The organism is Marinomonas pontica, from assembly GCF_026191375.1.
GTDB classification, from domain to species: domain Bacteria; phylum Pseudomonadota; class Gammaproteobacteria; order Pseudomonadales; family Marinomonadaceae; genus Marinomonas; species Marinomonas pontica.
On sequence record NZ_JAODTL010000053.1, the window covers coordinates 86245 to 111192 of the forward strand.

Below are 24948 nucleotides of genomic sequence, written 5' to 3' on the forward strand. Positions count from 1 at the left end.
AGCGAAACTTTAGTAATAAAGCCTCAGAAAAAGAATTTATATTTTGCCGATCACTCTGTACTCAATAGTTTACAAGAACCTCACTGTCAGTTACAACTTTGGCGTATATAATTCGTTCAGAACTGGTGTTTTTTACGCGTATTTGTTGGCCTTTTATGCCGTTTTCTAAAGCAACGCCGTTCATTCTTACTATAATGTTTCCACTGTTGGCGGTAATGAGAACCAAATCGCCTTTTTTAACCAAGGTTGGTGGGGTTGTCAGGGCATCGGTAACAAAGGTGTTGATGCGCAAATTACGCGACGCGATGAGGCCATAGGGTGGCTTCTTTTTGGTGTAAATGTGCCCTCTGAGGTTTGATATATCCACTTCGCCGACATCGGTGTTAGACGGGCTGATGACTTGGCCTCGGTTGATAGGGACGATGGTTTTTATGGCCGGAATCATGATGCTTTGGGTGACCGGTATATAAGATTTCCATGTTGGTTGCTCGCAACTTATTTCGTAGTTTGTGCGTTTCGTAGCATCCGGGCGTTGGTTTTGTATCTGAATTGGACCGCTTTCACAGTTTGGTAAGTAGTTGAGCGCAGCAAGGTTGTTTAATGTAATGGTAATGCTTGCATCTGGATAAATTTCTGACAACCGTGGGATCTCTACCTGATTGATGTAGTGATTAATTTGTTCTTCGGTTGATGCAGCGAATGTTATTCCCGCGTGTAGAAAAATGAAGGCTATACTTAGCCTTATGGTTCGCATGATTCGGTCTCTTTGTTTATTATGACGTGATAAATAAGATAGTTAGTAAAAAATTTGAATTCACTTTATCATTGGACGATACATTTTAACAATTTTGAGGTGCTACCTCAGTTAATGTTTACACATTTTGGAGGCGTTTATGGCTGGAGTTTTGGATACTGTTAACCAACGTACACAGCTCGTGGGAGAAAACCGACTTGAATTGCTGTTGTTTCGCTTAAATGGTAAGCAGATTTACGGTATTAACGTCTTTAAAGTGAAAGAAGTCCTGCAGTGTCCTAAATTGACCACGATGCCGCACAGCTCTCCTGTGGTGAGAGGGGTGGCTCATATCCGTGGCGGTACTATTCCTATTTTAGATTTGGGGTTGGCTACGGGGGCAAGCCCGATCGAGAACATCAGTCAGTGCTTTGTGATCATTACAGAATACAACCGTCGCATTCAGGGGTTCTTAGTGCGTGGCGTAGAGCGTATTGTGAACATGAACTGGAGTGATATTCAGCCGCCGCCAAAGGGGTTGTCTAATGACAATTACCTGACGGCTGTGTGTCAGGTAGACAAAGAAATGGTAGAAATCATCGATGTGGAACAGATTCTTTCTGAAGTGGCGCCAACACGCCAAGATATCTCAGAAGGTATTGTTAATGCCGGTGTCACCGAAAACGCTCAGAAACATCATATATTAATCGTTGATGACTCGTCTGTGGCGCGTAAGCAAATTAAGCGTTGTATGGAGCAAGTCGGTTTTGCTACGACGGTTCTTTGTGATGGGCGAGAGGCGCTTACTTATCTACAGAACATGGTAGCGGAAGGGAAAGATGTTACGAAAGAGTTTTCCATGGTCATTTCCGACATAGAAATGCCAGAAATGGATGGCTATACGCTGACCACATCTATTCGTAATGACAGTCGCCTACAAGACTTGTTTATTCTTCTTCATACTTCTTTGAGTGGTGTGTTTAACGAATCTATGGTGAAAAAAGTGGGTGCGGATGGTTTCTTGGCCAAGTTCCAGCCTGATGAGCTTGCTCGTTTGGCAATTGAGACGGTTCAGGTTCAATCAGAATAGCATTTAGCGATTCTTTGAGATTTATCTTTTTATATTGAATCTGGCACGTATGGAGTTTTGATGCTCAGTAGTACAAATACAATTACACCAAATGGTTATATCAGGTTCAGGGACTATCTGCAGAAAGTGTGCGGTATTTCATTGAGCGATAACAAGCAGTATTTGGTTGCTAGTCGCTTAGGTAAAATCTTAGAGCGTGAAGGCTTCTCTAAAATAGAGCAGCTAGTGGATGCTTTGGAAAGGATTGGCGGCTCTAAGTTGAAGGAAGAAGTCATCAATGCGATGACGACGAACGAAACGCTGTGGTTTAGAGATACGCACCCATTTACTATTTTAAAAGAAAAAGTATTGCCGGAAATGTCGGCGTCTCCACTGAGAATTTGGTCGGCAGCGTCTTCTACCGGGCAAGAACCTTATTCTATCAGTATGGTGATCGAGGAATTTAAGTCCTCTCGCCCTGGTGTATTGAAAGCGGGTGAAAGAATTGTTGCGACGGATATTTGTACCAACATACTGCAGCACGCCAAGCAGGGGGAGTACGATAGTCTTGCTATTGCGCGTGGTCTTGGGCCGGATTTGCAAAAACGTTACTTCGATAAGGTAAATGATCTTACTTGGAAGATTAAGCCGCATTTAGGGGCTCGTGTTGAGTTCAAATATTTGAACCTCATTGAGTCGTTTTCAATGTTAGGCAAGTTTGATGTTATTTTCTGTCGAAATGTTCTGATTTATTTTACGGTGGAATTGAAGTTAGATATTTTGAAGCGTATGCACGCATCATTGAAGCCGGGCGGGTACTTATTTCTTGGTGGATCGGAGGCGCTCAGTGGCTTGTCTGATTACTTTGAGATAGTGCAATGTCATCCGGGTATTGTTTACAAGGCAAAGTCGCTGTAAATACAACATATCTTAGACCTTCTTGAGGTCTCCAAATTAGCCCGTCTAATGTGTTTAGATGGGCTTTTTTGTTTTTGTTGTCCTATCTTTTGTATTGCCGCTTTTTGCCGTTCGGTATATTTATTTGTTTAAGTTATTGAAATTAAAAGATTTTATTTTCTGGCACTATAATTGCTTTATGTTAAGCAGAATCAATTATTTTTGTTTGAATTGAGGGTGAAATGGCGATTTCTTTTTCCAGTGCATTTGCGGGTCACGATAAAACGCTTGAGTTTAGAAGTGCCAGAGCGGCTGTGCTTGCGAATAATATTGCGAATGCGGATACGCCAAACTATAAGGCGAGAGACATTTCATTCGATTCACTTTTAAACAATGAACGTAATAAGTTATCACTGGCAGGCACTAACGCTCGACATATATCGGGGGAAGGTTTTGCTGGTGAGCCAGAGGGGTTGCTTTATCGTAACGCCAACCAGCCTTCTTTGGATGGGAACACGGTAGATATGCAAAGAGAGCAAGCGGAGTACGCCCAAAACTCGATGCAGTTTGATACGAGTTTTATGTTCTTGGATCGTAAAATCAGCGGCATGAAAAAAGCGCTTACTGGGAATTAATCACGATGTCTTTAAGTAATATTTTTACCATTTCTGGATCTGCAATGAGCGCGCAAACAGTGCGTTTGAATACGATTGCAAGCAACATGGCAAACGTGGACAGTGCAGCAAGTTCAGCGGACCAGACATACCGTGCGCGTAAGCCTGTTTTTTCACAGATGATGAACGACAGCATGCAAGAGTATGGTTGGGGAAATGTAAAGACAGACAACAGTGGAGCTGGAGTGGGTGTAAAGGTAGATGGCATTGTAGAATCCGATGCCCCGTTACAACCAAGATATGAACCAGATCACCCCATGGCAAATGATGAAGGGTACGTGTTTTATCCAAACGTAAACCCAATGGAAGAGATGGCGGATATGATGTCGGCTTCTCGATCTTTTCAGACGAACGTAGAAATTATGAACTCCGCAAAAAGTATGATGCAGAAGATGCTCACACTTGGGCAGTCATAGGAGCTGACATATGGCGAATATCTCTGATACAAAAGGGCTTGGTGGGCTGATCTCCCAATACGGGACGGATGCGGCCAAATCTAAAGCCGGAATTGAAAAACCGGAAGTGCCAAAAGATGAGGCGGCCTTAGCGGACCAAAACGTCTTTCTAAAACTCTATATCGAGCAGCTTAAAGGGCAGGATCCAACCGCCCCGCAAGATGCAAATGATATGGTGGCGCAAATGTCCCAGTTCAGCTCTCTCGAGCGATTAACTAGTATTTCGGATCAGCTTGAGAATATGGCGACTTCTTTGACCTCTAATCAAGCGTTGAGTGCTTCGACGTTGGTGGGGAAATCGATTCTGATGGAAGGAAACAGGACGAAAGTCACCGACGGATTGGATGAAGTGCCAGTAAAAGTGGTGATACCTGAAAACTCACAAACGGCCACGTTGAAAATATACGACGCAGACAACCGTCTTGTTCGCACAGCAACATTGAACACGGGCGATTACAAGTGGGATAAGAAAGACGATGACGGAAATGTTTTGCCGTCTGGAGAATATCGTTTTGCCGCTTCTTCGGCGAATGAGAAGGGCGAAATTTCCGCGATGAATACCCGATTACCGACACGCATCCAAGGTGTCACAATCAATGGTGAAAACGGTACGGTTTTGAATGTGGAAAACCACGGCAAAATAAAACTCACGAATGAATTAGAAATATTAGGGTGATTGGAGAGCATTATGGGATTCAATACTGCACTGTCTGGCATTAAAGCATCTGCCGATTATTTAAGCGTAACAGGTAACAATATTGCCAACGCCGATACCACGGGCTTTAAAAAGTCACGTATTGAGTTTGATGATCTCTACAACACGAGCGTGCTGGGCGCGGGTAGTGGTAACAGCATTGGTTCGGGCGTGAGTGTGAGTAAAGTGTCACAAGAGTTCGCTCCGGGCAATTTATCTTATACTGACAACAACCTTGACTTGGCGGTCGACGGTGCTGGCTTTTTTATATTGGATGCTGGTATTGCTCAATCTTACACGCGAGCGGGTAATTTTAAGCTGGATGAAAATGGCTTTCTTGTTACCAACACGGGAAGCAATGTGCAAGGCTTTAACGCTGTCGATGGCGTGGTGGGTGGTAACCTAGATAACTTAAAAGTTCCGACGGATAGGATTGCGCCTGAAGCAACGACGTCGATGGATCTAAAAGTTAACCTTAACTCGAAAAGCGAAGATGTGCCGCCATACATTAAGGCAGATTTTGATCCAATGAATCCAGATACATACAACTACACGCAAACGCAAGGTGTGGTTGATGGTAATGGTAAGTCTCACATCGTAACGTACTACTATTCAAAGAGTGAATTGCCAAACACCTATAAAGTTCACGCGACAGTTGATGGCAATCTGACGGACGATACGGGTGCTGCCTTCTTGGGTGAGACCTTTGCCACGTATAATTCTGCTGATGGTGGTACGGATTATAACGGTGACGGTACGAATGAGGCTCCGTTTGAGCTTCTGTACATTGGTGCGACAGAGCCTGGTGTTGCAGATATTGCGGCGGCGACGAAAAACCCTTTGGCGGTGGCTGGTACATTGGGTGGTGTGGCCATTGCGTCTGCACTTGCTCCGACTGAAGTGCGTGAGCCTAGTTCGGTAGCGCGTGAGTCGTTTGACCCATTGAATCCTGATACCTATACCTACGGTAATACCAGAACGGTGTATGACTCATTAGGTGAGTCTCACACTCTGGGTTATTACTTTATCAAACAAGGCGAAGACAATACTTACGAAATGCGTGTCACAATGGATGGTGAGGAGTCCTACAGTGACCCTTTGACCGGTGAGGACACGTTATTTCTAGAGAAAGACACGACGGTGTCATTTGATGCGGCGGGTAATTTGATGGGCGCGTATCGTGGGCTTCCTCCGTACGGAGTGGCGACACCAATTACCCTAGAAATTATGGGGGTGGATCCGACCAATCGTGGCCGTATTACACCAATGGACCTTACTGGCTCCACTCAATTCGCGTTAGATAATACAGACAACTTTGAGCAAAATGGCTTTTCAGCGGGTGAGTTGCAGGGTGTTTCGTTCGACAGTGATGGTTTTTTAGTTGCCAATTATACTAATCAACAAACGGCAACACTTGGCCAGATTGCGCTGGCAACATTTGACAGTACCGACGGTCTTATGCCGTCTGGACATACCGCTTGGTTGGCAAGTAAGGGTTCTGGTCCAGCCGACATTGGTCGTCCGAACAGTGGAACATTAGGAAAAATACAAGGTGGTGCGTTAGAAGAGTCTAACGTTGACCTTACGTCTGAATTGGTTGCGCTTATTGAGGCGCAGCGTAATTATCAAGCAAACAGTAAAACATTAGAAACAGAAAATACTGTGACTCAGACGATAATAAACCTTCGTTAATTTTCTGGAGAGAGAGATTTAAGCCAGAACAGCCTCGCTGTTCTGGCTTTTTTTTGGCCTTTTTTCGTGTCTTTTTTAAGTTGGTATGGTTTTTGAAAGCAACTACACCTAGTGGTCATTTTTTCTAGGAGAATAGCAGTGGATAAGGCTTTATATTTGGCAATGAGTGGTGGTGTTCAAACCATGAATGCCCAGACTATTCATGCAAACAATCTCGCTAACGTCAGTACAACAGGATTTCGTTCTGATTTCGAACAAGCTCGCTCTATGCAAGTCTATGGCGACTATTATCCTAGCCGCGTCTATGCGATGACAGAAAACCCGGCAACCCGCTTTACTCAAGGTGACATGATCCAAACGGGTCGAAATTTAGACGTAGCGGTTGCAGGTGATGGTTTTATTGCTGTGTACGATGAAACCGGTCAAGAGGCGTATACTCGCGCGGGAGACCTCCAAATTAACGCCGCTGGGCAATTGGTCACAGGCCGAGGTTTGCCAGTGGCAGGGGTTGATGGCCCTATTTTTTTACCCCCGCGAACAGCATTAATATCACCGCTGACGGATCTATTTCGATTGTTCCACAAGGTGGAGCAAATAATGAAGTGGCCGTGTTGAACCAAATCAAATTGGTTAACCCAGACAAACAAAACTTACGCAAAGAAGAGGATGGTTTGCTGCACACAAGGGACGGTCAAACCTACGACCTTGACCCTAATGTGAAGCTAGTGAGTGGCTTCATTGAAGGCAGCAATGTGAATGCCGTCGAAGAAATGACGCACATTATGAACCTTTCTCGCCGCTTTGAAATGAATGTGAAAATGATGGATACCATTCGAAATAACGCTGATTCGTCTGCGCGCATATTGCAGCGTACGTCTTAAGCAAGATTGGTAAATACCTAAAAGAACAGTGGAATAATTAAGAGGCTTTTATGAATTCAGCATTATGGGTCAGTAAAACCGGTTTGAGTGCAATGGATAAGCAACTGAACGTTGTTGCCAACAACTTGGCAAACGTTTCGACGACGGCCTTTAAAAAAGACAGAGCGGTCTTTGAAGATTTGATGTACAAAACCGTTCGTGCGCCGGGTGGCTTGAGTGCTCAAAACGCTGAACTCCCATCCGGTTTGCAACTGGGTACTGGTGTGAAAGTGGGAGCAACTCAAAAAGACTTTTCTAATGGCGATTACAACATGACCGATCGTCAGCTCGATATTGCTATACAGGGGAAAGGCTTCCTGCAAGTATTGCAGCCAGACGGGACGATTGCGTATACCCGTGATGGCAGTTTGCAATTAAATAGCCAAGGTCAGCTATCCACTTCTGGCGGCTTGGTGGTTGAACCAGGGATCCAAATTGACCCTGATGCGATTGAGATTATGATAGCGGAAGACGGTATCGTGTCGGTACGAAGAAATGGCAATGCGGATGCTCAACAGGTGGGGGCTATTAACATTGCGGGCTTTATCAACCCAACCGGTCTAAACTCCGTAGGGCAAAATATTTTCACCGAAACCAACGCGAGTGGGCCACCATTGGTTGGCGTGCCAGGAACCGATTCATTAGGTACTATTAGTCAAGGTATGCTTGAAGCGTCCAATGTGAATTCCATAGAAGAGCTTGTCAATATGATCACAACGCAACGAGCGTATGAAATGAACTCGAAAGTCATCGCATCGGCTGACGGCATGATGAGCTTTGCGATTCAGCAATTATAGTAACGTGTGGGATATGATGAAGATTAAATTTACCTTCTTAGTTTTGCTCAGTGCTTGCTTGTCGGGTTGCCTTGCGTGGGATGTGAACCAGCAAGCGGTCGCAAACGCCGCGGCTGCTGGTGCAGCGGGAGCCGTGACGAATGCCGTTATCGACGCTGTGACTGGAGAGGAGGAAACGCCAGCAGAGTCGACACCGACTGAGGAGCGTAAAGGCTATATTCCAGATCCCAATGACCCATTAAATGGTCCAGAATTAAGTCAGGCAATACAATCGGATGACCCTTATTACGCACCCGTTTACCCAAATGGCATGACGCCATCTCAAGCCCCAACGGGCGGTATTTACCAGACCAGTATGGGGGATGTGTTCTTTGGGGATCAAAAAGCCAGTAAAGTGGGCGATATCCTGACCATAAACTTAAACGAGACAACCACCTCAACGAAAGCCAATGCAGCCACGGTGTCTAAGTCTTCGTCAGCGACAATCGAAAACCCGACGGTCCTGGGTCAAGAGTTGAAAATGGACACAACGTTGCCGCAACAGGGTACGGACTTTTCTGGTAATGCTTCAGCCAACCAAAATAACAGCTTGAGTGGTACGATTTCGGTGACTGTGTATAAAGCCTATCCAAACGGTTTGTTGGCAGTGCGTGGTGAAAAATGGTTGCGATTGAATCAGGGAGACGAATACATCCGTTTTTCTGGTATGGTGAGAAAACAAGACATTTCCCCGGATAATACCGTTGAGTCCGAACGAGTGGCAGATGCGAGAATTACGTACTCGGGAACAGGCGATGTGGCCGCTGGCAGTGAGCAAGGTTGGGTGAGTCGTTTGCTCAATTCCAGCGATATGCCTTATTAGTTTATTGATCTAACAGTAGAGAGGTTCGTTCCTCTCAATAGGTGATGTGATGAAGCACGTAGCGCTAATTGTTTTGTATCTACTGTCTTTTTCTGTTCAAGCGGAGCGTTTAAAAGACATCGCTAGTGTTCAAGGCGTACGAGAAAACCAATTGTTTGGTTATGGTTTGGTGATCGGTTTGAACGGCACGGGCGACAGTACGCCATTCACGAACCAAAGCTTTGCAAGTATGTTGTCTCGTTTTGGTGTGACATTGCCTGCAGGGGTAAGCGCGACGTCCAAAAACGTTGCGGCGGTGTCGTTAACGGCAACCTTGCCAGCTTTTTCTAAGCCGGGTCAAAAAATCGACGTTACCGCTTCGTCTATTGGTAATGCCAGTGCCTTGCGTGGTGGCACCTTGTTGCTTGCAACGCTCAAAGGGGCGGATGGAGCGGTATACGCGATTGCTCAAGGTAATTTAGTGGTTGGTGGTTTAGGTGCTAACGGTGCGGATGGCTCTCGTAACTCTGTCAATGTTCCAACGGTTGGGCGTATACCCAATGGTGCCAGTGTGGAGCGTGTGGTGCCTAGCAGTTTTAATACTGGCGACACCTTGACGTTTAACCTGAATCGCCCTGATTTTACAACGGCCAAACAAGTATCCGATAAAATTAACGATCTTTTAGGTCCTGGTGTTGCGACGACATTGGACGCTACGTCAATTCGTGTATCGGCTCCGCGAGATCCAAGCCAGCGGGTTACCTATTTGTCTATTCTGGAAAATTTAGACGTGGAAGTGGCCGAAGAGCGAGCGCGCATCGTGGTGAATTCCCGTACAGGAACCATTATTATTGGTCAGCATGTAAAAGTATCACCCGCTGCCATTACTCATGGTAGTTTGACGGTCACCATCAAAGACGTTCCTCCTGTCGTTGGACAAGACGGTACTGTGACGGGAGGGCAAACGATTGTCTCACCACGAGAAGGGATTGAAATTGCTCCAAATAGCGGTCATATGTTTGTCTTTGACCCTGGTGCTTCGTTAAACGATATTGTGCGTGCCGTGAATCAGGTGGGTGCCGCTCCTGGTGATGTGATGGCAATCCTAGAAGGCTTAAAACAAGCTGGTGCAATTAACGCTGATTTGGTGGTGATATAGTTTGGTGATGAATTCAATACAGCCAAAGCAGGATTTTTTGCTGACTTTTCGACGCTGGCGGATTTAAAGACTAAGGCTCAAAAAGACCCAGATGCTGCGCTAAAAGACGTGGCTCAGCAGTTTGAGTCTATCTTTATCAATATGTTGCTGAAGAACATGCGCAGCACAAACGAAGCGATTGGCGGTGGGCTGTTTTCCAGTGCGCAAACTAAGCAATATCAAGAAATGATGGACTCTCAGATGTCGCAAAGCATGGCGAAGTCTGGTGGTATCGGTTTGTCTGAGGCGTTAATTCGTCAATATCAAACTCAACAGCAGGGGCAATTAAGCTCTCCTGAAGCGAAACAAAGAGGCGATACTGATTTTTTGAATCAGGTTGCTAAACAAGACTTAGTGCGAATTCAAGCGCTGGCGCATCGTGCGTCCACTGAGTTTATTCAGTCTGTTCGACAAGAAGCAGAACAAAAAGCGCATGTTGATTCCGTCTCTGGGTCGACGACTCCTGTTGCTGCGCCATCCGCATTGTCGGTGGTCTTCTCCTCACCTCAAGAGTTTGTTGAAAACCTCTGGCCTCATGCTCAACGTGCAGCCGAAAAACTCGGCGTTAACCCTAAGGCTGTACTCGCTCAAGCTGCGTTGGAAACCGGATGGGGGAAATACCCTATTGCAAAAGAAGATGGGACGGCGAGCTTCAATCTGTTTGGCATTAAAGCGGACAGTCGTTGGCAAGGTGATCGGGCGGTGGTGAACACCTTAGAGTTTCGTGATGGGGTTGCCAAGCGTGAAAAAGCGGCGTTTCGTGCCTACGATTCTTTCTCCCAAAGCTTTGAAGATTATGCCCATTTTCTGTCCTCAAGTGAGCGGTACAAAGGTGCCTTAGAGGCAGGAGATGACGCGTCAATGTTTGCCGCTTCTTTGCAACAAGGCGGCTATGCGACGGATCCAAAATACGCCGAAAAAATTGATAACATCCTTTCAAGTCAGTGGTTTCAACGGCTTTAGTAAATAATTCCCCCTAATTGACAGCGTTGGTAAAGTTCTTGCATTGATAGCCGATAGAGCTAAATAAATATCAAGGCAATTTCTAAAAACGTACTAGGGGTGTGAGCTATGGGCTCAAGTTTATATTCAATTGGTTTGTCTGGACTTCAGTCTAGTAATGCCCGTATTAATACGACTGGGCAGAATACATCCAATGTGGATACTGAGGGCTATAGCCGTCAAAGAACATCCACTTCTAGTTCGCCAGTGGGTGGCGTTGTCCTTCGGGATACGTCACGTTTGGTTGATAATTTTATCAGTGCTCAAGTGCGCTCTGACACGTCTGATTTTTCTTATTATGACACTTACCATTCTATGATGACGGTTTCTGATAACCTGTTGGCGGAAGACAGTGTCGCGTTGACAGGGTATTTGGATAAAGCATTTAACGCTTTGCAGACGGCAAATAATGACCCCACCTCTGCGTCTTTGCGACAGCTTGCCCATTCCAGTTTAAATAACTTGGTTGAGCAATATAAAACCCTATCGGGTATGGTAACGAACCAAGAGGGGTTGGTTGACGAGCAACTGTCTTCTTCTTTGATTGATCTTAACGCCATTACCGCAAAAATTTCTGATTTAAACGGAAAAATTCTTAGACAAGAAGGCTTGTCTATTTCTCCAGCCAATGAGCTGAGAGATCAGCAAGAGTTGCTAGCGAAGGATTTGTCCAAATATCTGGATATTAAAACGCAATTCAATGACAAAGGCTTGATGACAATCCAATTGGCCGATGGCCAGCCTTTGGTAATGGATCAGCATCCGACAGAGTTAAAAGTGATTCCCAATCAAATGAATCCGAAAAAAATTGATTTGGTGGTGAGCTTTGGTGACTACGATGTAGGGTTAAAAACGGATAACCTGGGCGGCAGTATTGGTGGTTTAGTGGATTTTCGCTCGGAATTCAGTGTGTATGCAGACCGTACTCTAGGGCAGCATGCCATTGCCATTGCAGACGCTATGAACACTCAAAACGCGAAAGGGTTGGATGCGAACGGTAATTTTGGCCGTGACCTTTTTAGTCTAGGTAAAATCAGCATTTACTCAAGCCAAGACAATATCAGTAAGTTGCCAAGTATTTCTGTCAAGGTGTCAGCAGGCGAAGCCACTAAAATCACCAAAGATTCGTACGAATTAACGAGAACGGACGACAACCGATTTGCCATCACGCAGTTTGACCTAAACGGTAACTCGACTGGGCCATCGACATTGTTTGATCCATCCACCATGAAAATGGACAGTGATGGGTATTATAAAATTGATGAACTTGGGCTGGACATTCGCTTGGCAGATTTAAGCGCTATTGATCATGATGATGTTTTTCGTTTTTCTCCCACCGAAGGCGCGGCGACGAATCTTAGCCTTCAGGCAAAAAATGGTGATGCTCTCGCGCTGAGTGCGCCAGTTGGAGTGAGCACTAGTTCGGAGAATTTATCGGACGCAAGAATATCTCTGACGTCGGTAAGCAATACGCGTCCAGATTCTTCTGCGTTTGCGTCGGACGGCTCTTTGTACCCAAGTGCGCCCCATAAAATTTATTTTACATCACCTAGCTCTTATGTGGTTCGTGATGCTTCAGGTGTTAATATTGCGACTGTAAACAATGTGACTCAGTATACCGATCTACTGAAGCAGGCGGGTTTGGCAGACGAGGCGGGCTTTGATGTGTCTGTGTCTTCTATGCCACAGCTGGGCGACGAGTTCTCTATTAGTACTGACAATCTAGGGCCATCTGATAACTTTAATGGACTTGCGTTGGTTGACCTCCAAAATAAATCTATCGTGGCTGGAAAAGCGAACTTGTCAAAAGCCTTTGCAGGGTTTATTTCCTATGTGGGCAGTAAAACCGCAGAAGTAGCTGGGCATGCAGAGTCGAGCGAAATTATCATGAACGACAGCATCAATCGACGAGATCGATTGTCTGCCGTGAGTTTGGATGAGGAAGCCGTGAATCTACTGAAATATCAGCAATCTTATTCGGCCTCGGCTCAAGTGGTGACTGCCGCTCGTACCACCTTCGAAACTCTGCTTGGAATTATGAGGTAAGTGTATGCGAGTGACGAATAATTTAATTTACAGTCAGTCAAGCCGATCCATTGGCCAAGCGAATGAGAAAATTCTTAAAGCACAAGAAAAAATCTCAGCGCAAACCGACATCATTAAGCCAAGTGACAACCCCGTTGGTGCTAGCCAAATACTCATGTATGAAGGCAGCAATAATCGCCTAAAGTTGTTTGATGATTCCATTAAAATGGCGACGAGCAGTTTAGAGTATCAAGAAGTTGCATTAGAGAGCCTTAATGACTCGATGGATGATGTGCGGTCGCTTTTAATGCAAGCCCAAAACGACATCAACACACAAGAAGACATTGACGCGATTGTTCAAGAGGTTGGTTTGATCACCGAGTCTATGGCTGAACTGATGAATTCAAAAAGTGCGGACGGCAATTATATTTTTGCTGGTACGGACACTCAGGGACCACCTTTTGTTTTGGACAGTCAAGGTCGATACAAATGGACTGGCAATGAAGGAATAAAGTACGCGCAAATCGCTGAAGACATGAAAATCCCTGTTAGTGATTCAGGAAAAAAGCTTTTTCAGGATATTTGGACAAATCGAACTTTTTCCTCTCAGTTATTAACGGGCGATGTGTCTTTGTCGACTAAAGTACAAAATCAGGGGGATTTTGATCAGTTTATGGCGGATTATTATGACCCTGAAAATCCAGCGTCAAATTTATATCAAATAACAACGTCTCCAGTTGTTGCTGACGGCACGACACCGCCGCCGGTGGATTCAACGTATGTTGGCTCAGACACACGAGAGGATCAGGAAAGACGACGCGCATTTGATGGCACGCCAGGAACCTTCAGCATCACTAATAACCAAGGCGAAGTGGTGGCATCCGGGTCTTATACTGCCGGCCGGCCGATTAACTTTGGTGGCATGTCATTTTTAATGCGAGGGCAGCCAGGTGCCAGTGTGGATGTCGCTTTGGATAAACCAAGACGCGATAATGTCCTGAATGAAATTAATGATACCTTGGCGGTATTAAAAGATCGCAATTCGACTCATGAAGCGCGCCAACAAGCGTTTTTTGATGCGACAACCAGCATTAATCACGCGCAACTTAAAGTGGGGGAAGGTCGTTCATCCGTCGGTGCGCGTTTGAATATTCTTAGGGATAGAGAAGATTTTAGCTCAGCAAATCAATTGTCAAATGCGGTCGCTCAGGATCGTGTGGGGGGATTGGATATTGCGGCTGCGGCAACGGAATTGACAATGAAAGAGTCTGCATTAAGCGCTTCGCAGAAAGTGTTCACTCGCATGAGTAACCTTTCTCTCTTTAATAAAATGTAAGTTCTAAGGTATAGGTAAAAGATGTCAGCATTTAAAATTGAGTCCTGTTTTGGGGCTGATATCAACGTTGGGTATTTTGACATCGATGAAATACTCAGCATTTTGGGCATCAAAGAAAAAGTTGTTAACAGTAAGCGTGTTCAAAGCCTTATTAAACTTCATGGACGAAAAGATCGTATTGTGAGTGTGGCCATGCGCCAAGTGGCTTTTGATCTTTTACGTTCTGATTTAGATTCTTCTTTCCTTCCTTATGATCCGTATTTTACGGATGACAAATTATTAAATAGCCGACGTGAAAGACTTTACGATGCACAAGAGCGATTTCTGGTGTTGTGCATGTCTATCGCAAGTGGGCGTTCCGTTCGCAGTCTAAAAAAACTCAATCCAGATTTAAATACCAAAGAATTACGCAGTAAGCATGCTCGTGGGCAAAGCTTGTTTCGTTATTTTCGCCAAGAGCTCAATGAGCAAACAAGAGAGTACATTCTTAGTTATAAAGATCGCATGAGCCATCGTTCTAATGCTGAAAGTGTCAAAAGTAACGTTTCTCCTTTGGCTGAATCCGTACCATTAAAATCGACAGTCATGAAAAAAGAGCCTGTTGATACTAAATTGATTCCTACTTCATTTGATGCAGAAACTGCGACGGCTTTAAAGCTTTTTCAAGACGGGCATGCCTTGTTAGTCACTCAAGTAGAGCGTTTTAGACGGGGTGAACAATTAGAAATGTTGGAGCTGATGAAGTTCTGTCGCCGTTTGATTGAGTCTCATACCCGGAATAACTTCTCCTTGATGGCGATTCGTCATATAAAAGACGCCTCAACGTATCTGGAGCAGCATGCCATGGGGATGGCTGTGTTGGGGATTCATTTTGCGAAAGCCATGAAGCTATCAAGAGCGTACATTGAAGTGATTACGCTGGGGGCTTTGTTATTTGATTTGGGCCGCTTCCGATTGCCGATGGCCATGGTGACTAAGTCTTCTAAAATGACGAATGCAGAATTTGATTTGTTCCGCAAGCATATACAGTTTGGCGAGCAAATTTTGCAAAAGTGTGAAGGGGTGCCTAAGGCGGTGTATCAAATGCTATTAGATCATCACGAAAAAATTGATGGATCAGGTTATCCAGAAGGGAAACAAGATCAGGAAATCTCAGTGTATGGAAAAATAGCAGCGATCATTGATGCTTACGATGCCATGACATCGGAGCAACCGCATAAGCCGTCAATGGGGCCTATTAAGGCCTACCAGCAGATGCAAAAAGAGTCAGGTTTAGCGTTCGATAAGCAATTGCTCGGCGTGTTCTTAAAGAGTATTGGGCGCATCCCTGTTGGTTCTTGTGTTTTGCTGTCTAATGGGCGGGTCGGTTTTGTACTGACGCTTAATAAAGAGTTTCAGCCGTCGTTGGTTCGACAGGTGTACAGTATGACCAACAAGGCGTTTATTGAGTCATCCGATATTGAGCTTAATAAGTCGGCCAACTTACGCACAGAGGTGGTGATTGAAAAAGAAGTGGATCCTCAATCTGTAGGGCTTCAATTTATTAATCACATTTCCTAGCCTTCACCGTTCACCGTTCACCGTTCACCGTTCACCGTTCACCGTTCACCGTTCACCGTTCACCGTTCACCGTTCACCGTTCACCGTTCACCGTTCACCGTTCACCGTTCACCGTTCACCGTTCACCGTTCACCGTTCACCGTTCACCGCTTTCTTAATAGTCACAATCACTGCGTTAGCCTATAGAGCTTGGCGCTGTTTCAATTCTGTTTCTCTCCATGTGAATTTTTATCACTAATTTGGCTGTTTTTAATGTTTTTTCTTAAAGTTATTGGCATTGAGTTCGATAACTTTGAGTGCCGCTTTTTTAGGTTTTAGAAAATGTAAAAAACTTAAAAAAAGCATTAAAAAATATTAAAGGTCAGCGCAAACGTGTCGATAACTTTAATAAGAGACAAAAACCAAATAACTAATTAAATCAAAAGGTTGTCTCGTTAAAAAAAATGATTTTAGGAGAGAAAAAATGGCTTTATATGTAAATACTAACGTATCCTCGCTGAATGCTCAGCGACTACTTTCAAACTCTAGTCGAGACCTTGACACGGCATACCAACGCTTGTCATCTGGTCGTCGAATTAACAGCGCAGCAGACGATGCCGCGGGTCTTCAAATTTCGGATCGTTTGACTTCTCAGATTAATGGTTTGAACCAATCTGTTCGAAACGCAAACGATGGTATTTCCCTAGCGCAAACAGCGGAAGGGGCCTTGGACGAAACAACCAGCATGCTACAACGTATGCGTACTTTGTCCATTCAGGCAGCAAACGGATCTAACTCAGACAAAGACCGTGTCGCGCTACAACAAGAAATGGCGCAATTGTCCGAAGAGATTAACCGAATTGCAGCAACCACGACGTTCGGTGGAGCAAACTTACTAGATGGTACTTACCAAGGTATATTCCAGGTCGGTGCCGATGCCAACCAAACGATCAGTTTCTCATTAGAATTTGGTGGGGCGAATAACTCTATTGATTACCAAGCGAACAACGGTTTCACCATGTCGGGTTTATCGAACCAAGCGCAAGCTCAGATCGATGTGAATACGGCCTCTGTGTCTACTATTGTGAACGCGCAAAGTATGATCGCGATCATCGATGACATGATTTCTGCGGTGGACTTTAAGCGGGCAGAACTTGGTGCGGTACAAAACCGATTCAGCTCAACCATTACCAACTTGAGTAATATCTCTGAGAACGTATCGGCTGCACGAGCACGAGTGCGAGATGCCGACTTTGCTCAGGAAACGGCGAATCTGACAAGCACGCAAATTCTTCAGCAAGCAAGCAGTACTATCCTTGCTCAAGCGAATCAGCGTCCACAGACTGCGCTGTCTTTATTAGGTAACTAATGAGCAGATAACAGAATGATGTGAAGCGGCACTAGACTGCAGCTTTTACAAATGATTCGAGTTTTTCTCGGAAAATGGGCTACTTCTCTCTCCTAGAGGTGCCTCTTATGCCGGGTGATTATTTCACCCGGCTTTTTTTTGCCCAAATAGTGCCGTTTTAAGGCATTTGGGTGAGTTGGGAGTGGCTTTTTAGGCTTATGCCATAGGTGTTTTATGGGTGATAGAGGCTGCCGTTATGGTGTGTCGTTGCTCTAGATCGGCTATGAGATGAGCTTTGAGTGGGTTGAGTTGACGTCTTGAACGTCTTTTTTGTCGAGTTGTGTTTGTGTCTGACACGGGCATCGCCGTCTAAAAAAAGCAACCTAATAACAATCGAGTTTGGATATAGGAAACATGAGAGTGAATTAGACGACATGGGGATGGTATCGCATAGCCTTCATACAACTATGAAAGCGCGGCACGATGAAAACGCAATCAACGTGATTGTGTTGGATATTGGCGTACCCAAAAAAGGGTTGCTATGGCTGGCGTTTTTTCTGAGCTGCACCGTGGGGACATTTTTTCGTTAATACGAAGGGCTGTGTCTATTGAATAGATCGTCATTCGATCTTAGTCAGCACGGCTGCGTCCTGTTGTATTGGCGTGCGCAAAAAGCATGAGCGTCCAGACTGTGTGTCTATTCACTTGGTTGCTGGTATCTGGTTGCGAGCAAAAATTTGTATACGAGGAAGGTACGTATTTGATGACTGTATTTTTTATAAGTCAGGCTGGTTGCTTTGGCTAGGCGTATGAGTGTCAGCGGGGGTGCGGGATTGTTTCTTTCCGGCGCAATCCGTATGGCCATACATAGCCTCACGTCATTTAAGTTTGAGGTGGCAAAGTTGCGCCTTCAATTTGACGTCGACCGTCATATTTTGTCGATCAAAGGCGGGCTGTCGAGATGACTACCTGTGTAGCCAGAAAATGCGGCTTTATTTGTCTGATGGTGCGTCGAGGGATTGGTGGTGCGCTGAATCTGCATATTTCAATGATGCAACGGCACCGCTGTGTCTTCTTTTCAGCGGAATCTGTTGGATGGCATCTGTTTGCTTGGTAGCGCATTTGATGGGGTGGTCTCGGTGAGCGGAGTAAAGCGGCTGTTGTTGATGCTGAGCGTTATGTTTTGCCCAATTTTGCTTAAAAAGCGTGGCTTTTGACGGTATGGCTGCGCCTAAAAATGCGGTGCTCAATGTTGCTTGAGCGTTTTTGAGTTCGACTGTGTTTATGGGGTTACTGCCTTCGCACAGTTGTCAGAAATAACACGACTTGGCTGGCCATGAATAGATGGTTATAGGGCGTTGTGACGTCAGTTATTAAGCGGCAATAAAATGGCTTTTTGCCTAATAGACAGCTGCGAATGGTGATTTGTTGCCGCTGTATCTGGGCGCTGTGTCGAAGGTTGTTTATGGGTTTTGTCAGTATTGTGCTCAAAACCCGTTTTAGTAAGCGCTTTAAGGGAATTTCTAGGCGGTTTTTGTATGAAAATCACACGCTTTAGAAAAAAAGTGCAAAAAAATTTAATTGTCTTTAAATTTATTTAAAACAATTAGTTAGGCATTAAATTGCCGTCTAAAGGGATGGTTTTTTCCTCTAAACGGAAAATAAATTCCGAAATTGACTAAAGGTTTTCAAAGTGTTGTCGAAAACCTTATACGATCTGCTTTTTTGCAGGATTTAATAAAACCTAGGAGGCTATGATGGCTCTTTATGTAAATACAAATACTTCATCTTTAAGCGCTCAGCGCCAGTTGATGGGCTCTGCTAAATCTTTGGATACTTCTTTCCAACGTTTGTCCTCTGGTTTGCGTATTAACAGCGCGGCAGATGATGCGGCAGGTCTACTTATTTCTAACCGTTTAACTTCTCAGGTTAATGGCTTAAACCAGTCTGTACGTAACGCGAACGATGGTATTTCTTTGTCTCAAACGGCTGAGGGTGCATTGGACGAAACAACAAACATGTTGCAACGTATGCGTACACTTTCTATCCAGGCATCTAACGGCTCTAACTCTGATAAAGACCGCGCGGCGATCCAACAAGAAGTTAGCCAATTGTCTACAGAAATTAACCGTATCGCTTCTGACACTACATTCGGTGGCGAGAACTTACTGGACGGTACTTACAACGGTATTTTCCAAGTAGGTGCGGATTCAAACCAAACGATCAGCTTCAACCTAGTGGATGGCGGCGTGAACAACTCTATCGATTACGCAGGTAACGGTGGTTTCACAATGTCTGGTCTATCTAGTAGTGCGGCGACTGCACAGGTTGATGTATCAACAGCGTCTGTTTCTACTGTTGCCAATGCGCAAAGTATGATTGATGTGTTGGACACTATGATTTCTGCAGTAGACTCTAAGCGTGCTGAGTTGGGTGCGATTCAAAACCGTTTTGGATCTACAATCAGTAACTTAAGTAACATTACTGAAAACGTATCGTCTGCTCGTGCTCGTGTACGTGATGCTGACTTTGCTGAAGAAACTGCGAAGCTAACAAGCTCTCAAATCCTTCAACAAGCAAGCTCATCAATCTTGGCTCAAGCAAACCAACGTCCACAAACAGCTTTGTCTCTTTTAGGCTAAGAAGTAGTGGTAGCGGAAAGCTGGGGCTAAGCCCTGGCTTTTGTCTATGTGGAGGAACTCTGATATGTCAATCAATGCCAGTGATTTTTCTAAACAGGGCCTTGGTTATTCTTTAAAGCCTGAGCAGCGTGCTGCTGAGGATTTTGCTGCATTGCGTCAAGCGAATGCTAAAGTAGTGCAAAATTCTGCCGATACAAGCAGGGCTGATAAAGACAACCGAAATGCTCAATCCTTTCATTCCTCTGCCAAAGTTGAGCCACGTGATGTGGAGACAGTGAACCAAAAAATGTCTCAATTAAATGTGCATTTAACCTTTGAAATGACAGAAGACAGAGAGCAAAATATTGTCAAAGTATTAGATCAGACGACAGGGGATGTGGTTCGCCAAATTCCAACAGAAGAGTTTCTGAAAATGTCTGATAGAATTGATGCTATTATGAGTCAACTCAGCGATATCAAGGGAACCTTGGTAAATAGTGAGGTTTGATTTAGTTTATAGATGTTGTTAAGCGTCAGGAGATAAAGTTATGTCGGTAGGCTCATTAGGTGCTGGATCTGGTTTGGATCTGGAATCCCTTGTCAAACAAATGGTGAGCGCCCAAAAAGACGTTAAGGTCAAACTTTATCAAGACAAAATTGACGGTTATGAAGCTGAGCTATCTGCATTAGGCAAAGTTGGCTCTGCCATTGATAGCTTTAAATCCGCCGTCGAGGCGCTTAAAGATGATGAACTTTTTACTGGGCGAGATGCAAAGATTGCTCAGCCAGAAGGTGAAGAGTCTATTGCAATAACAACGGACAATACGGCATCGAATGGATCTTATGCAATTGATGTGAATCAATTAGCAAAAGGCAGCCGTGTTATGTCTGCGCCAGGCACTTTTTCGTCTGCAGACGACGTTGTTACCCCTAAAAATGCTGAACTGACGTTTAAGGCCGGTAAACATGAGTTTACTTTGGACGTCAAGGCTGGCACGACCCTTTCCGAATTACGCAACCTTATTAACACGTCTGAAGACAACTTTGGTGTCTCTGCTAACCTAGTCGATGATGGTAATGGCAATTTATTTTTTACCGCCACGTCTTCGATTCAAGGATCAGGAAATACGCTGAAAATCATCAATACATCGGTGGTGACAGACGAACAAGGTAATCTTGTTGTGCCTGAAGAAGAACCGCCAGTTGAAGACGAGCCAATTGAAGAAGATCTACCAGTCGAAGAAGACGTAGTTCCAGAAGAGCTGCCAGAGACTCCGGTCGATGAAACGGATGAGTTAGATCTGCCTGGCGATGAATTTGACTACGCAAATGATGGCCCCATTCCAGAAGATGATGCACCAGAAGTAGAAGAAGATACTCTGGATGCAAACGAAACGCCGATAGTCGAAGAGACGACGGAAGACGACCCTGTCGAAGAAGACCTTGAAGACCAAGAAGCCGATCCGACAGCGATTGCAGCGAATACCTCCACATCTATGCTGGACAGCCTTTCTACAGAAGGTGCGTTTGCTGGCATGTACACGCCGATGGGTGAGCAAGCCAGAGACGCTATTATCACTGTAGATGGCATTCAAATTCGAAACGATACCAACACTTTTGATGGGGCGGTTGCTGGTCTGTCTATAGAAGCCTTGTCTGAAACCGATAAAACAACCAAAGTCGATATCAGCTTTGACCAACAGACCGTGCAGGACACAATCGAAGAATTTATTGCGTCTTATAATGATTTAGTCAGCCTATTGCAGACAAGCTCTGATAAAGGAGCGGTACTGAATGGCAACAGTATGGTTCGTAATTTGCAGTCTTCGTTGTCGACCCAATTAATGACCAGCCACGGCAATACCAGCACCTTTACCTCTATTTTTGACCTAGGTGTCAAAATGGACAATCAAGGGATGCTGAGCTTCAACAGTGGTAAATTCAATGAGGCAATGAAACGGGGTTACAGTGAAATCGCCCCGCTGATTTCGGGTGAAAATGGCTTAGCTGAATCGCTGAATAACCTACTTTCTAGCTATACTGGATCCGGTGGAATGACAAATTCATTAAAGGATTCCGTTCGTCGGTCGATAGATAGTACAGAGGGGACGTTAGAAGCGTATGAAGACCGCATGGTTAAATACGAAACGTCCTTACGTTCTAAGTTTACAAGTTTGGATTCGCGCCTAGCAGACATGAATGCGCAAGGCGGTTATCTGAACTCCGTATTGGCGAAAATGTAAACGTTTTAAATTGTCTACACGTTTTAATGGGGTTGTTTATGTACAAGAGTAAAGGGATCCAAGCTTATAGAAAGGACTCAATTAAGTCCGATTTAGCCTCTGCTGACCCTCACCGCGTCATTCAGCTCTTAATGCAAGGCGCGCTTGAAAAGCTGGCGTTAGGTAAAGGTTGTATCGAACGCGCTGATTGGGAAGGAAAAGCCGCTGCGTTAACGCGCGCGAGTGAGATCATCAATGCGTTAAGAGATGCACTAGACCGTGATGTTAATCCGGAGCTCGTGGACAATCTTGAGTCGCTTTACGAGTACATGATCGTACGTATTACGGAAGCCAGTATTGCCAAAGACACTGGCATATTAGACCAAGTTATGGGTCTAATTTTGCAGATTAAAGGCGCGTGGGATCAGATTTCACCGGCTGATAAGCAAGCCGCTTATGAAGGCCAAATGGAAGCTCGTGTAGGAGCTGTTTAATGCTCGATATGTCACACTTGACGACGTTGAGTGACGCGTTAGAGCAAAGCATTATTGACAAAGACATAGAGCAAATACAGCAATTATGCGAAGACAATAGTGCTTTTATTTATACCATCGTGCCGCAGTCTAATGCGGCCGATAATGAAAAAATAAAGCAATTTATACTGGTACATCAAACGGCTACTCAGCTAATTCGTGATGTGCATGCCGAAATGCAAAAGCAACTTTACCAAACCAATAAAACCCGTAAGGGTGTGAGCAAGTATAAAGGCGTGAAAAATGCAAAATGAGGACAACCAATCCTCTCTTGATCAGGCCGAAGCTTTTGCTTCCCTGTTTGAAAGAGGTGCTAAACGCCTCAGAGAAAACGATCAAGAGTTAACGGAGCGATACATTCGTAACATGACGGTATTTTCGCACGTCATGCCGCACATCTACGAATCCTTTCAACATTACCAACCCAAAAAACGCCACATTTACATGGAAGAAAGCGGTGAGCTTAACGTATACCGTGAAGATGTTGGAGTGCCTCTATTCTCCACCGCACCCCGTCAACAAGCCTCTGAACGTGTTAAACGTGCGTTATCTAAGCCGAATAAAACCGTATTGAACTTGGAGCGTACGGACAATCATCCCAGTCGTCATGTGCATTACAGCAATAAAATTCTGGATCAAGCTGAACAGCATAGTGATGGTCTGACTCTTCAAGAAGGCTGGCCAGAATTTGTAGGTTCTGCCATTTTGTTTGGGGTTGAGTTTGGTTATCAGCTTGAAATGATATTGGCTCAGAGAGCGGTGAAGCATTTGTATTTATATGAATGCGACTTGGATTTTTTCTACTATTCTTTGTTTGCTATAGAATGGCAGAGCATTCTGGAAGAATGTAACCGTGATGGCCGCACCATTCACTTTTTCTTAGGGGTTAGCCCTGAAGAGTTTACTGAGAAATACCTTCGCCAATTAGAAGAGAATGGCTATTTCTTAGCGCCTGAAACGTATCTACACATTGGCTATAGCAGCCCTGAAAATGATTTGGCGGTCAGTTATTTTAAAAAACACTACGCGCGTCAAGTGATGGGGTGGGGGTTCTTTGATGATGCCTTGATTGGTATTGCTCAAGGCCTAAAATCGTTGCCTAAAACTAAGTTAGCACACTTTCAAGGTCGTGAAGCCTTGCCAAAATGGGTAACAAACATTCCTGTTTTTATCTTAGGGAATGGCCCGTCATTGGATCAAGGTATTGAGCTGGTAAAAGAAGTACGTGACCAAGTGCTGTTAATTTGTTGTGGTTCAACGATTAACACACTAAAAAAACTGGGTGTCACCCCAGATATTCACGTTGATATTGAGCGGTTGAAACAAACCGTCGATAAATTCCAGTTTTTAGATCAAGACTACTTGGACAAAATTTGGGGCTTGTCGGTCAATGTTATGCATCCTGGGTTATTTGATTGTTTCAAACGCTCGGGTATGGCCATGAAACCCGGAGAAGCGATCACCTCACTGATGCTGAACCAAGCTCGCATGCAGGGCGACACCAAAGAATACGTACAATTGAACTACTGCAACCCTGTGGTAGCTAATTTGGCTTTGTCCTACGTGCATTTGTTTGGCTTCAACAATGTCTATTATCTTGGCGTAGACAATGGTTTTAAAGACAAAGGCAGTCATCACTCGGTTCACAGTGGATACTATAAAGACGGTAAAGAGACCGGTTTCCAAACCTTCCAAAAAGCCAGTTTGGTGGAAAGAGAAGGCAATTTTGGCGGCACTATTTACGCAACAGGCATTATGGATACGTCGCGTGTTCAGCTTGAATCCTTAACGCGACAACTGAATCAGCGCCGTAATTTCGCGAGCTTTAATTTGTCTGATGGGGCGAAGATTGAAGGCGTCACGCCATTGCGAATGGAAGATGTTTTGATCATGGACCCTAAGATAGATCATGCTAACGTGATTGATTTATTAGAAAGCGCGTTTTTTACCGAGCCACCAGAATCATTGGTTGGGCAATCAACAGAAGCGCTTATTTCTGTGGACGACTTCCAAAAAATTAGCCGAACCTTACAGCAAGGCTGGGATGAGTCGGTGGTCACACGAGAACAAGTGTGCGATTTGCTTTGGTCGCATCATCGCCAAATTTACTTTTTGAAAGGCAGTGTTCATCGACACATATACGACCTTTTAATCGGTTCATTTACGTACTCTGCTTTTTTGATTGTGCAGTTCTTATTTAAGTATCAAGATGAAGCCGACACCGTGTCTCGTGCGCGTCATCTATTTACCCCATGGTGTGAGTTCCTGGAAGAAATGCCCAGTATGCTTCAACAAGCATCGGAGTATGTCGACCAAGGGAATGACCACCTCATTACTTTTTACAATGGTTAA

22 protein-coding genes and 1 pseudogene are annotated in these 24948 nt (G+C 44.7%); 22 read left to right on the top strand and 1 reads right to left on the bottom strand.

Annotation, left to right across the window (positions count from 1 at the left end; translation table 11 throughout):
• Positions 1-61 precede the first annotated feature (61 nt).
• Positions 62-754, bottom strand: coding sequence for a flagellar basal body P-ring formation chaperone FlgA (gene flgA, locus N5P32_RS15450; protein ID WP_265729913.1), 693 nt, complete (start codon positions 752-754; stop codon positions 62-64).
• Positions 755-893: 139 nt separating this feature from the next.
• Here flgA and N5P32_RS15455 point away from each other — a divergent pair, with 139 nt between their 5' ends.
• The 22 genes and pseudogenes from N5P32_RS15455 (at position 894) to N5P32_RS15560 (ending at position 24948) form a co-directional block, all read left to right on the top strand.
• Entirely contained in the window at positions 894-1823 is a 930-nt protein-coding gene (locus N5P32_RS15455) for a chemotaxis protein CheV (RefSeq protein WP_265729914.1), read from the top strand.
• A gap of 60 nt (positions 1824-1883) precedes the next feature.
• Complete coding sequence (locus N5P32_RS15460) at positions 1884-2720, top strand: CheR family methyltransferase (protein WP_265729915.1); 837 nt, start codon at positions 1884-1886, stop codon at positions 2718-2720.
• A 221-nt stretch (positions 2721-2941) separates the two neighbouring features.
• Positions 2942-3334 carry a flagellar basal body rod protein FlgB gene (gene flgB, locus N5P32_RS15465; protein ID WP_265729916.1) on the top strand — a complete coding sequence of 131 codons (393 nt, stop codon included), beginning with the start codon at positions 2942-2944 and terminating at the stop codon, positions 3332-3334.
• A gap of 5 nt (positions 3335-3339) precedes the next feature.
• Positions 3340-3789 (top strand): flagellar basal body rod protein FlgC, encoded by a 450-nt coding sequence (gene flgC, locus N5P32_RS15470; RefSeq protein ID WP_265729917.1) that lies wholly within the window; start codon positions 3340-3342, stop codon positions 3787-3789.
• Between the two features lie 10 nt (positions 3790-3799).
• Positions 3800-4504 carry a flagellar hook assembly protein FlgD gene (locus N5P32_RS15475; protein ID WP_265729918.1) on the top strand — a complete coding sequence of 235 codons (705 nt, stop codon included), beginning with the start codon at positions 3800-3802 and terminating at the stop codon, positions 4502-4504.
• Between the two features lie 12 nt (positions 4505-4516).
• Entirely contained in the window at positions 4517-6214 is a 1698-nt protein-coding gene (locus tag N5P32_RS15480) for a flagellar hook-basal body complex protein (RefSeq protein WP_265729919.1), read from the top strand.
• Positions 6215-6352: 138 nt separating this feature from the next.
• Positions 6353-7095 (top strand): annotated as a pseudogene (flgF, locus tag N5P32_RS15485) (flagellar basal-body rod protein FlgF).
• Between the two features lie 50 nt (positions 7096-7145).
• Positions 7146-7931: a flagellar basal-body rod protein FlgG gene (gene flgG, locus N5P32_RS15490; RefSeq protein WP_265729920.1), complete on the top strand. Its 786-nt coding sequence runs from the start codon at positions 7146-7148 to the stop codon at positions 7929-7931.
• Positions 7932-7944: 13 nt separating this feature from the next.
• A complete protein-coding gene (locus tag N5P32_RS15495; protein WP_265729921.1) occupies positions 7945-8793 on the top strand; it encodes a flagellar basal body L-ring protein FlgH in 849 nt (282 codons plus the stop codon).
• A 49-nt stretch (positions 8794-8842) separates the two neighbouring features.
• A complete protein-coding gene (locus N5P32_RS15500) occupies positions 8843-9931 on the top strand; it encodes a flagellar basal body P-ring protein FlgI (protein WP_265729922.1) in 1089 nt (362 codons plus the stop codon).
• A 54-nt stretch (positions 9932-9985) separates the two neighbouring features.
• Positions 9986-10933: a flagellar assembly peptidoglycan hydrolase FlgJ gene (flgJ, locus tag N5P32_RS15505; RefSeq protein ID WP_265729979.1), complete on the top strand. Its 948-nt coding sequence runs from the start codon at positions 9986-9988 to the stop codon at positions 10931-10933.
• Between the two features lie 108 nt (positions 10934-11041).
• The gene (gene flgK / locus N5P32_RS15510; RefSeq protein WP_265729923.1) at positions 11042-13018 is read left to right on the top strand and encodes a flagellar hook-associated protein FlgK; all 1977 of its coding nucleotides are present in this window, start codon (positions 11042-11044) and stop codon (positions 13016-13018) included.
• Positions 13019-13022: 4 nt separating this feature from the next.
• Positions 13023-14333, top strand: coding sequence for a flagellar hook-associated protein FlgL (gene flgL / locus N5P32_RS15515; RefSeq protein WP_265729924.1), 1311 nt, complete (start codon positions 13023-13025; stop codon positions 14331-14333).
• A gap of 21 nt (positions 14334-14354) precedes the next feature.
• Complete coding sequence (locus tag N5P32_RS15520; protein ID WP_265729925.1) at positions 14355-15893, top strand: HD-GYP domain-containing protein; 1539 nt, start codon at positions 14355-14357, stop codon at positions 15891-15893.
• A 463-nt stretch (positions 15894-16356) separates the two neighbouring features.
• Complete coding sequence (locus N5P32_RS15525) at positions 16357-17241, top strand: flagellin N-terminal helical domain-containing protein (protein ID WP_265729926.1); 885 nt, start codon at positions 16357-16359, stop codon at positions 17239-17241.
• 940 nt (positions 17242-18181) lie between these two features.
• On the top strand, positions 18182-18337 hold the full coding sequence (locus tag N5P32_RS15530) for a hypothetical protein (RefSeq protein WP_265729927.1): 156 nt from the start codon (positions 18182-18184) through the stop codon (positions 18335-18337).
• 640 nt (positions 18338-18977) lie between these two features.
• Positions 18978-19862, top strand: coding sequence for a flagellin N-terminal helical domain-containing protein (locus tag N5P32_RS15535; RefSeq protein ID WP_265729980.1), 885 nt, complete (start codon positions 18978-18980; stop codon positions 19860-19862).
• Between the two features lie 64 nt (positions 19863-19926).
• Positions 19927-20349, top strand: a complete 423-nt coding sequence (locus N5P32_RS15540) for a flagellar protein FlaG (protein WP_265729928.1) — start codon at positions 19927-19929, stop codon at positions 20347-20349.
• A 40-nt stretch (positions 20350-20389) separates the two neighbouring features.
• Positions 20390-22084, top strand: coding sequence for a flagellar filament capping protein FliD (gene fliD / locus N5P32_RS15545; protein WP_265729929.1), 1695 nt, complete (start codon positions 20390-20392; stop codon positions 22082-22084).
• Between the two features lie 38 nt (positions 22085-22122).
• Positions 22123-22557, top strand: coding sequence for a flagellar export chaperone FliS (gene fliS / locus N5P32_RS15550; protein ID WP_265729930.1), 435 nt, complete (start codon positions 22123-22125; stop codon positions 22555-22557).
• Positions 22557-22850 (top strand): hypothetical protein, encoded by a 294-nt coding sequence (locus tag N5P32_RS15555; RefSeq protein ID WP_265729931.1) that lies wholly within the window; start codon positions 22557-22559, stop codon positions 22848-22850. The genes fliS and N5P32_RS15555 overlap by 1 nt, the downstream gene beginning before the upstream one ends.
• The gene (locus N5P32_RS15560; RefSeq protein WP_265729932.1) at positions 22840-24948 is read left to right on the top strand and encodes a motility associated factor glycosyltransferase family protein; all 2109 of its coding nucleotides are present in this window, start codon (positions 22840-22842) and stop codon (positions 24946-24948) included. The genes N5P32_RS15555 and N5P32_RS15560 overlap by 11 nt, the downstream gene beginning before the upstream one ends.

Bases quoted from the DNA above. Each gene is read 5' to 3' on its own strand.
- flgA (WP_265729913.1), bottom strand. From the start codon at position 754: ATGCGAACCATAAGGCTAAGTATAGCCTTCATTTTTCTACACGCGGGA.
- N5P32_RS15455 (WP_265729914.1), top strand. From the start codon at position 894: ATGGCTGGAGTTTTGGATACTGTTAACCAACGTACACAGCTCGTGGGA.
- N5P32_RS15460 (WP_265729915.1), top strand. From the start codon at position 1,884: ATGCTCAGTAGTACAAATACAATTACACCAAATGGTTATATCAGGTTC.
- flgB (WP_265729916.1), top strand. From the start codon at position 2,942: ATGGCGATTTCTTTTTCCAGTGCATTTGCGGGTCACGATAAAACGCTT.
- flgC (WP_265729917.1), top strand. From the start codon at position 3,340: ATGTCTTTAAGTAATATTTTTACCATTTCTGGATCTGCAATGAGCGCG.
- N5P32_RS15475 (WP_265729918.1), top strand. From the start codon at position 3,800: ATGGCGAATATCTCTGATACAAAAGGGCTTGGTGGGCTGATCTCCCAA.
- N5P32_RS15480 (WP_265729919.1), top strand. From the start codon at position 4,517: ATGGGATTCAATACTGCACTGTCTGGCATTAAAGCATCTGCCGATTAT.
- flgG (WP_265729920.1), top strand. From the start codon at position 7,146: ATGAATTCAGCATTATGGGTCAGTAAAACCGGTTTGAGTGCAATGGAT.
- N5P32_RS15495 (WP_265729921.1), top strand. From the start codon at position 7,945: ATGATGAAGATTAAATTTACCTTCTTAGTTTTGCTCAGTGCTTGCTTG.
- N5P32_RS15500 (WP_265729922.1), top strand. From the start codon at position 8,843: ATGAAGCACGTAGCGCTAATTGTTTTGTATCTACTGTCTTTTTCTGTT.
- flgK (WP_265729923.1), top strand. From the start codon at position 11,042: ATGGGCTCAAGTTTATATTCAATTGGTTTGTCTGGACTTCAGTCTAGT.
- flgL (WP_265729924.1), top strand. From the start codon at position 13,023: ATGCGAGTGACGAATAATTTAATTTACAGTCAGTCAAGCCGATCCATT.
- N5P32_RS15520 (WP_265729925.1), top strand. From the start codon at position 14,355: ATGTCAGCATTTAAAATTGAGTCCTGTTTTGGGGCTGATATCAACGTT.
- N5P32_RS15525 (WP_265729926.1), top strand. From the start codon at position 16,357: ATGGCTTTATATGTAAATACTAACGTATCCTCGCTGAATGCTCAGCGA.
- N5P32_RS15530 (WP_265729927.1), top strand. From the start codon at position 18,182: ATGACTACCTGTGTAGCCAGAAAATGCGGCTTTATTTGTCTGATGGTG.
- N5P32_RS15535 (WP_265729980.1), top strand. From the start codon at position 18,978: ATGGCTCTTTATGTAAATACAAATACTTCATCTTTAAGCGCTCAGCGC.
- N5P32_RS15540 (WP_265729928.1), top strand. From the start codon at position 19,927: ATGTCAATCAATGCCAGTGATTTTTCTAAACAGGGCCTTGGTTATTCT.
- fliD (WP_265729929.1), top strand. From the start codon at position 20,390: ATGTCGGTAGGCTCATTAGGTGCTGGATCTGGTTTGGATCTGGAATCC.
- fliS (WP_265729930.1), top strand. From the start codon at position 22,123: ATGTACAAGAGTAAAGGGATCCAAGCTTATAGAAAGGACTCAATTAAG.
- N5P32_RS15555 (WP_265729931.1), top strand. From the start codon at position 22,557: ATGCTCGATATGTCACACTTGACGACGTTGAGTGACGCGTTAGAGCAA.
- N5P32_RS15560 (WP_265729932.1), top strand. From the start codon at position 22,840: ATGCAAAATGAGGACAACCAATCCTCTCTTGATCAGGCCGAAGCTTTT.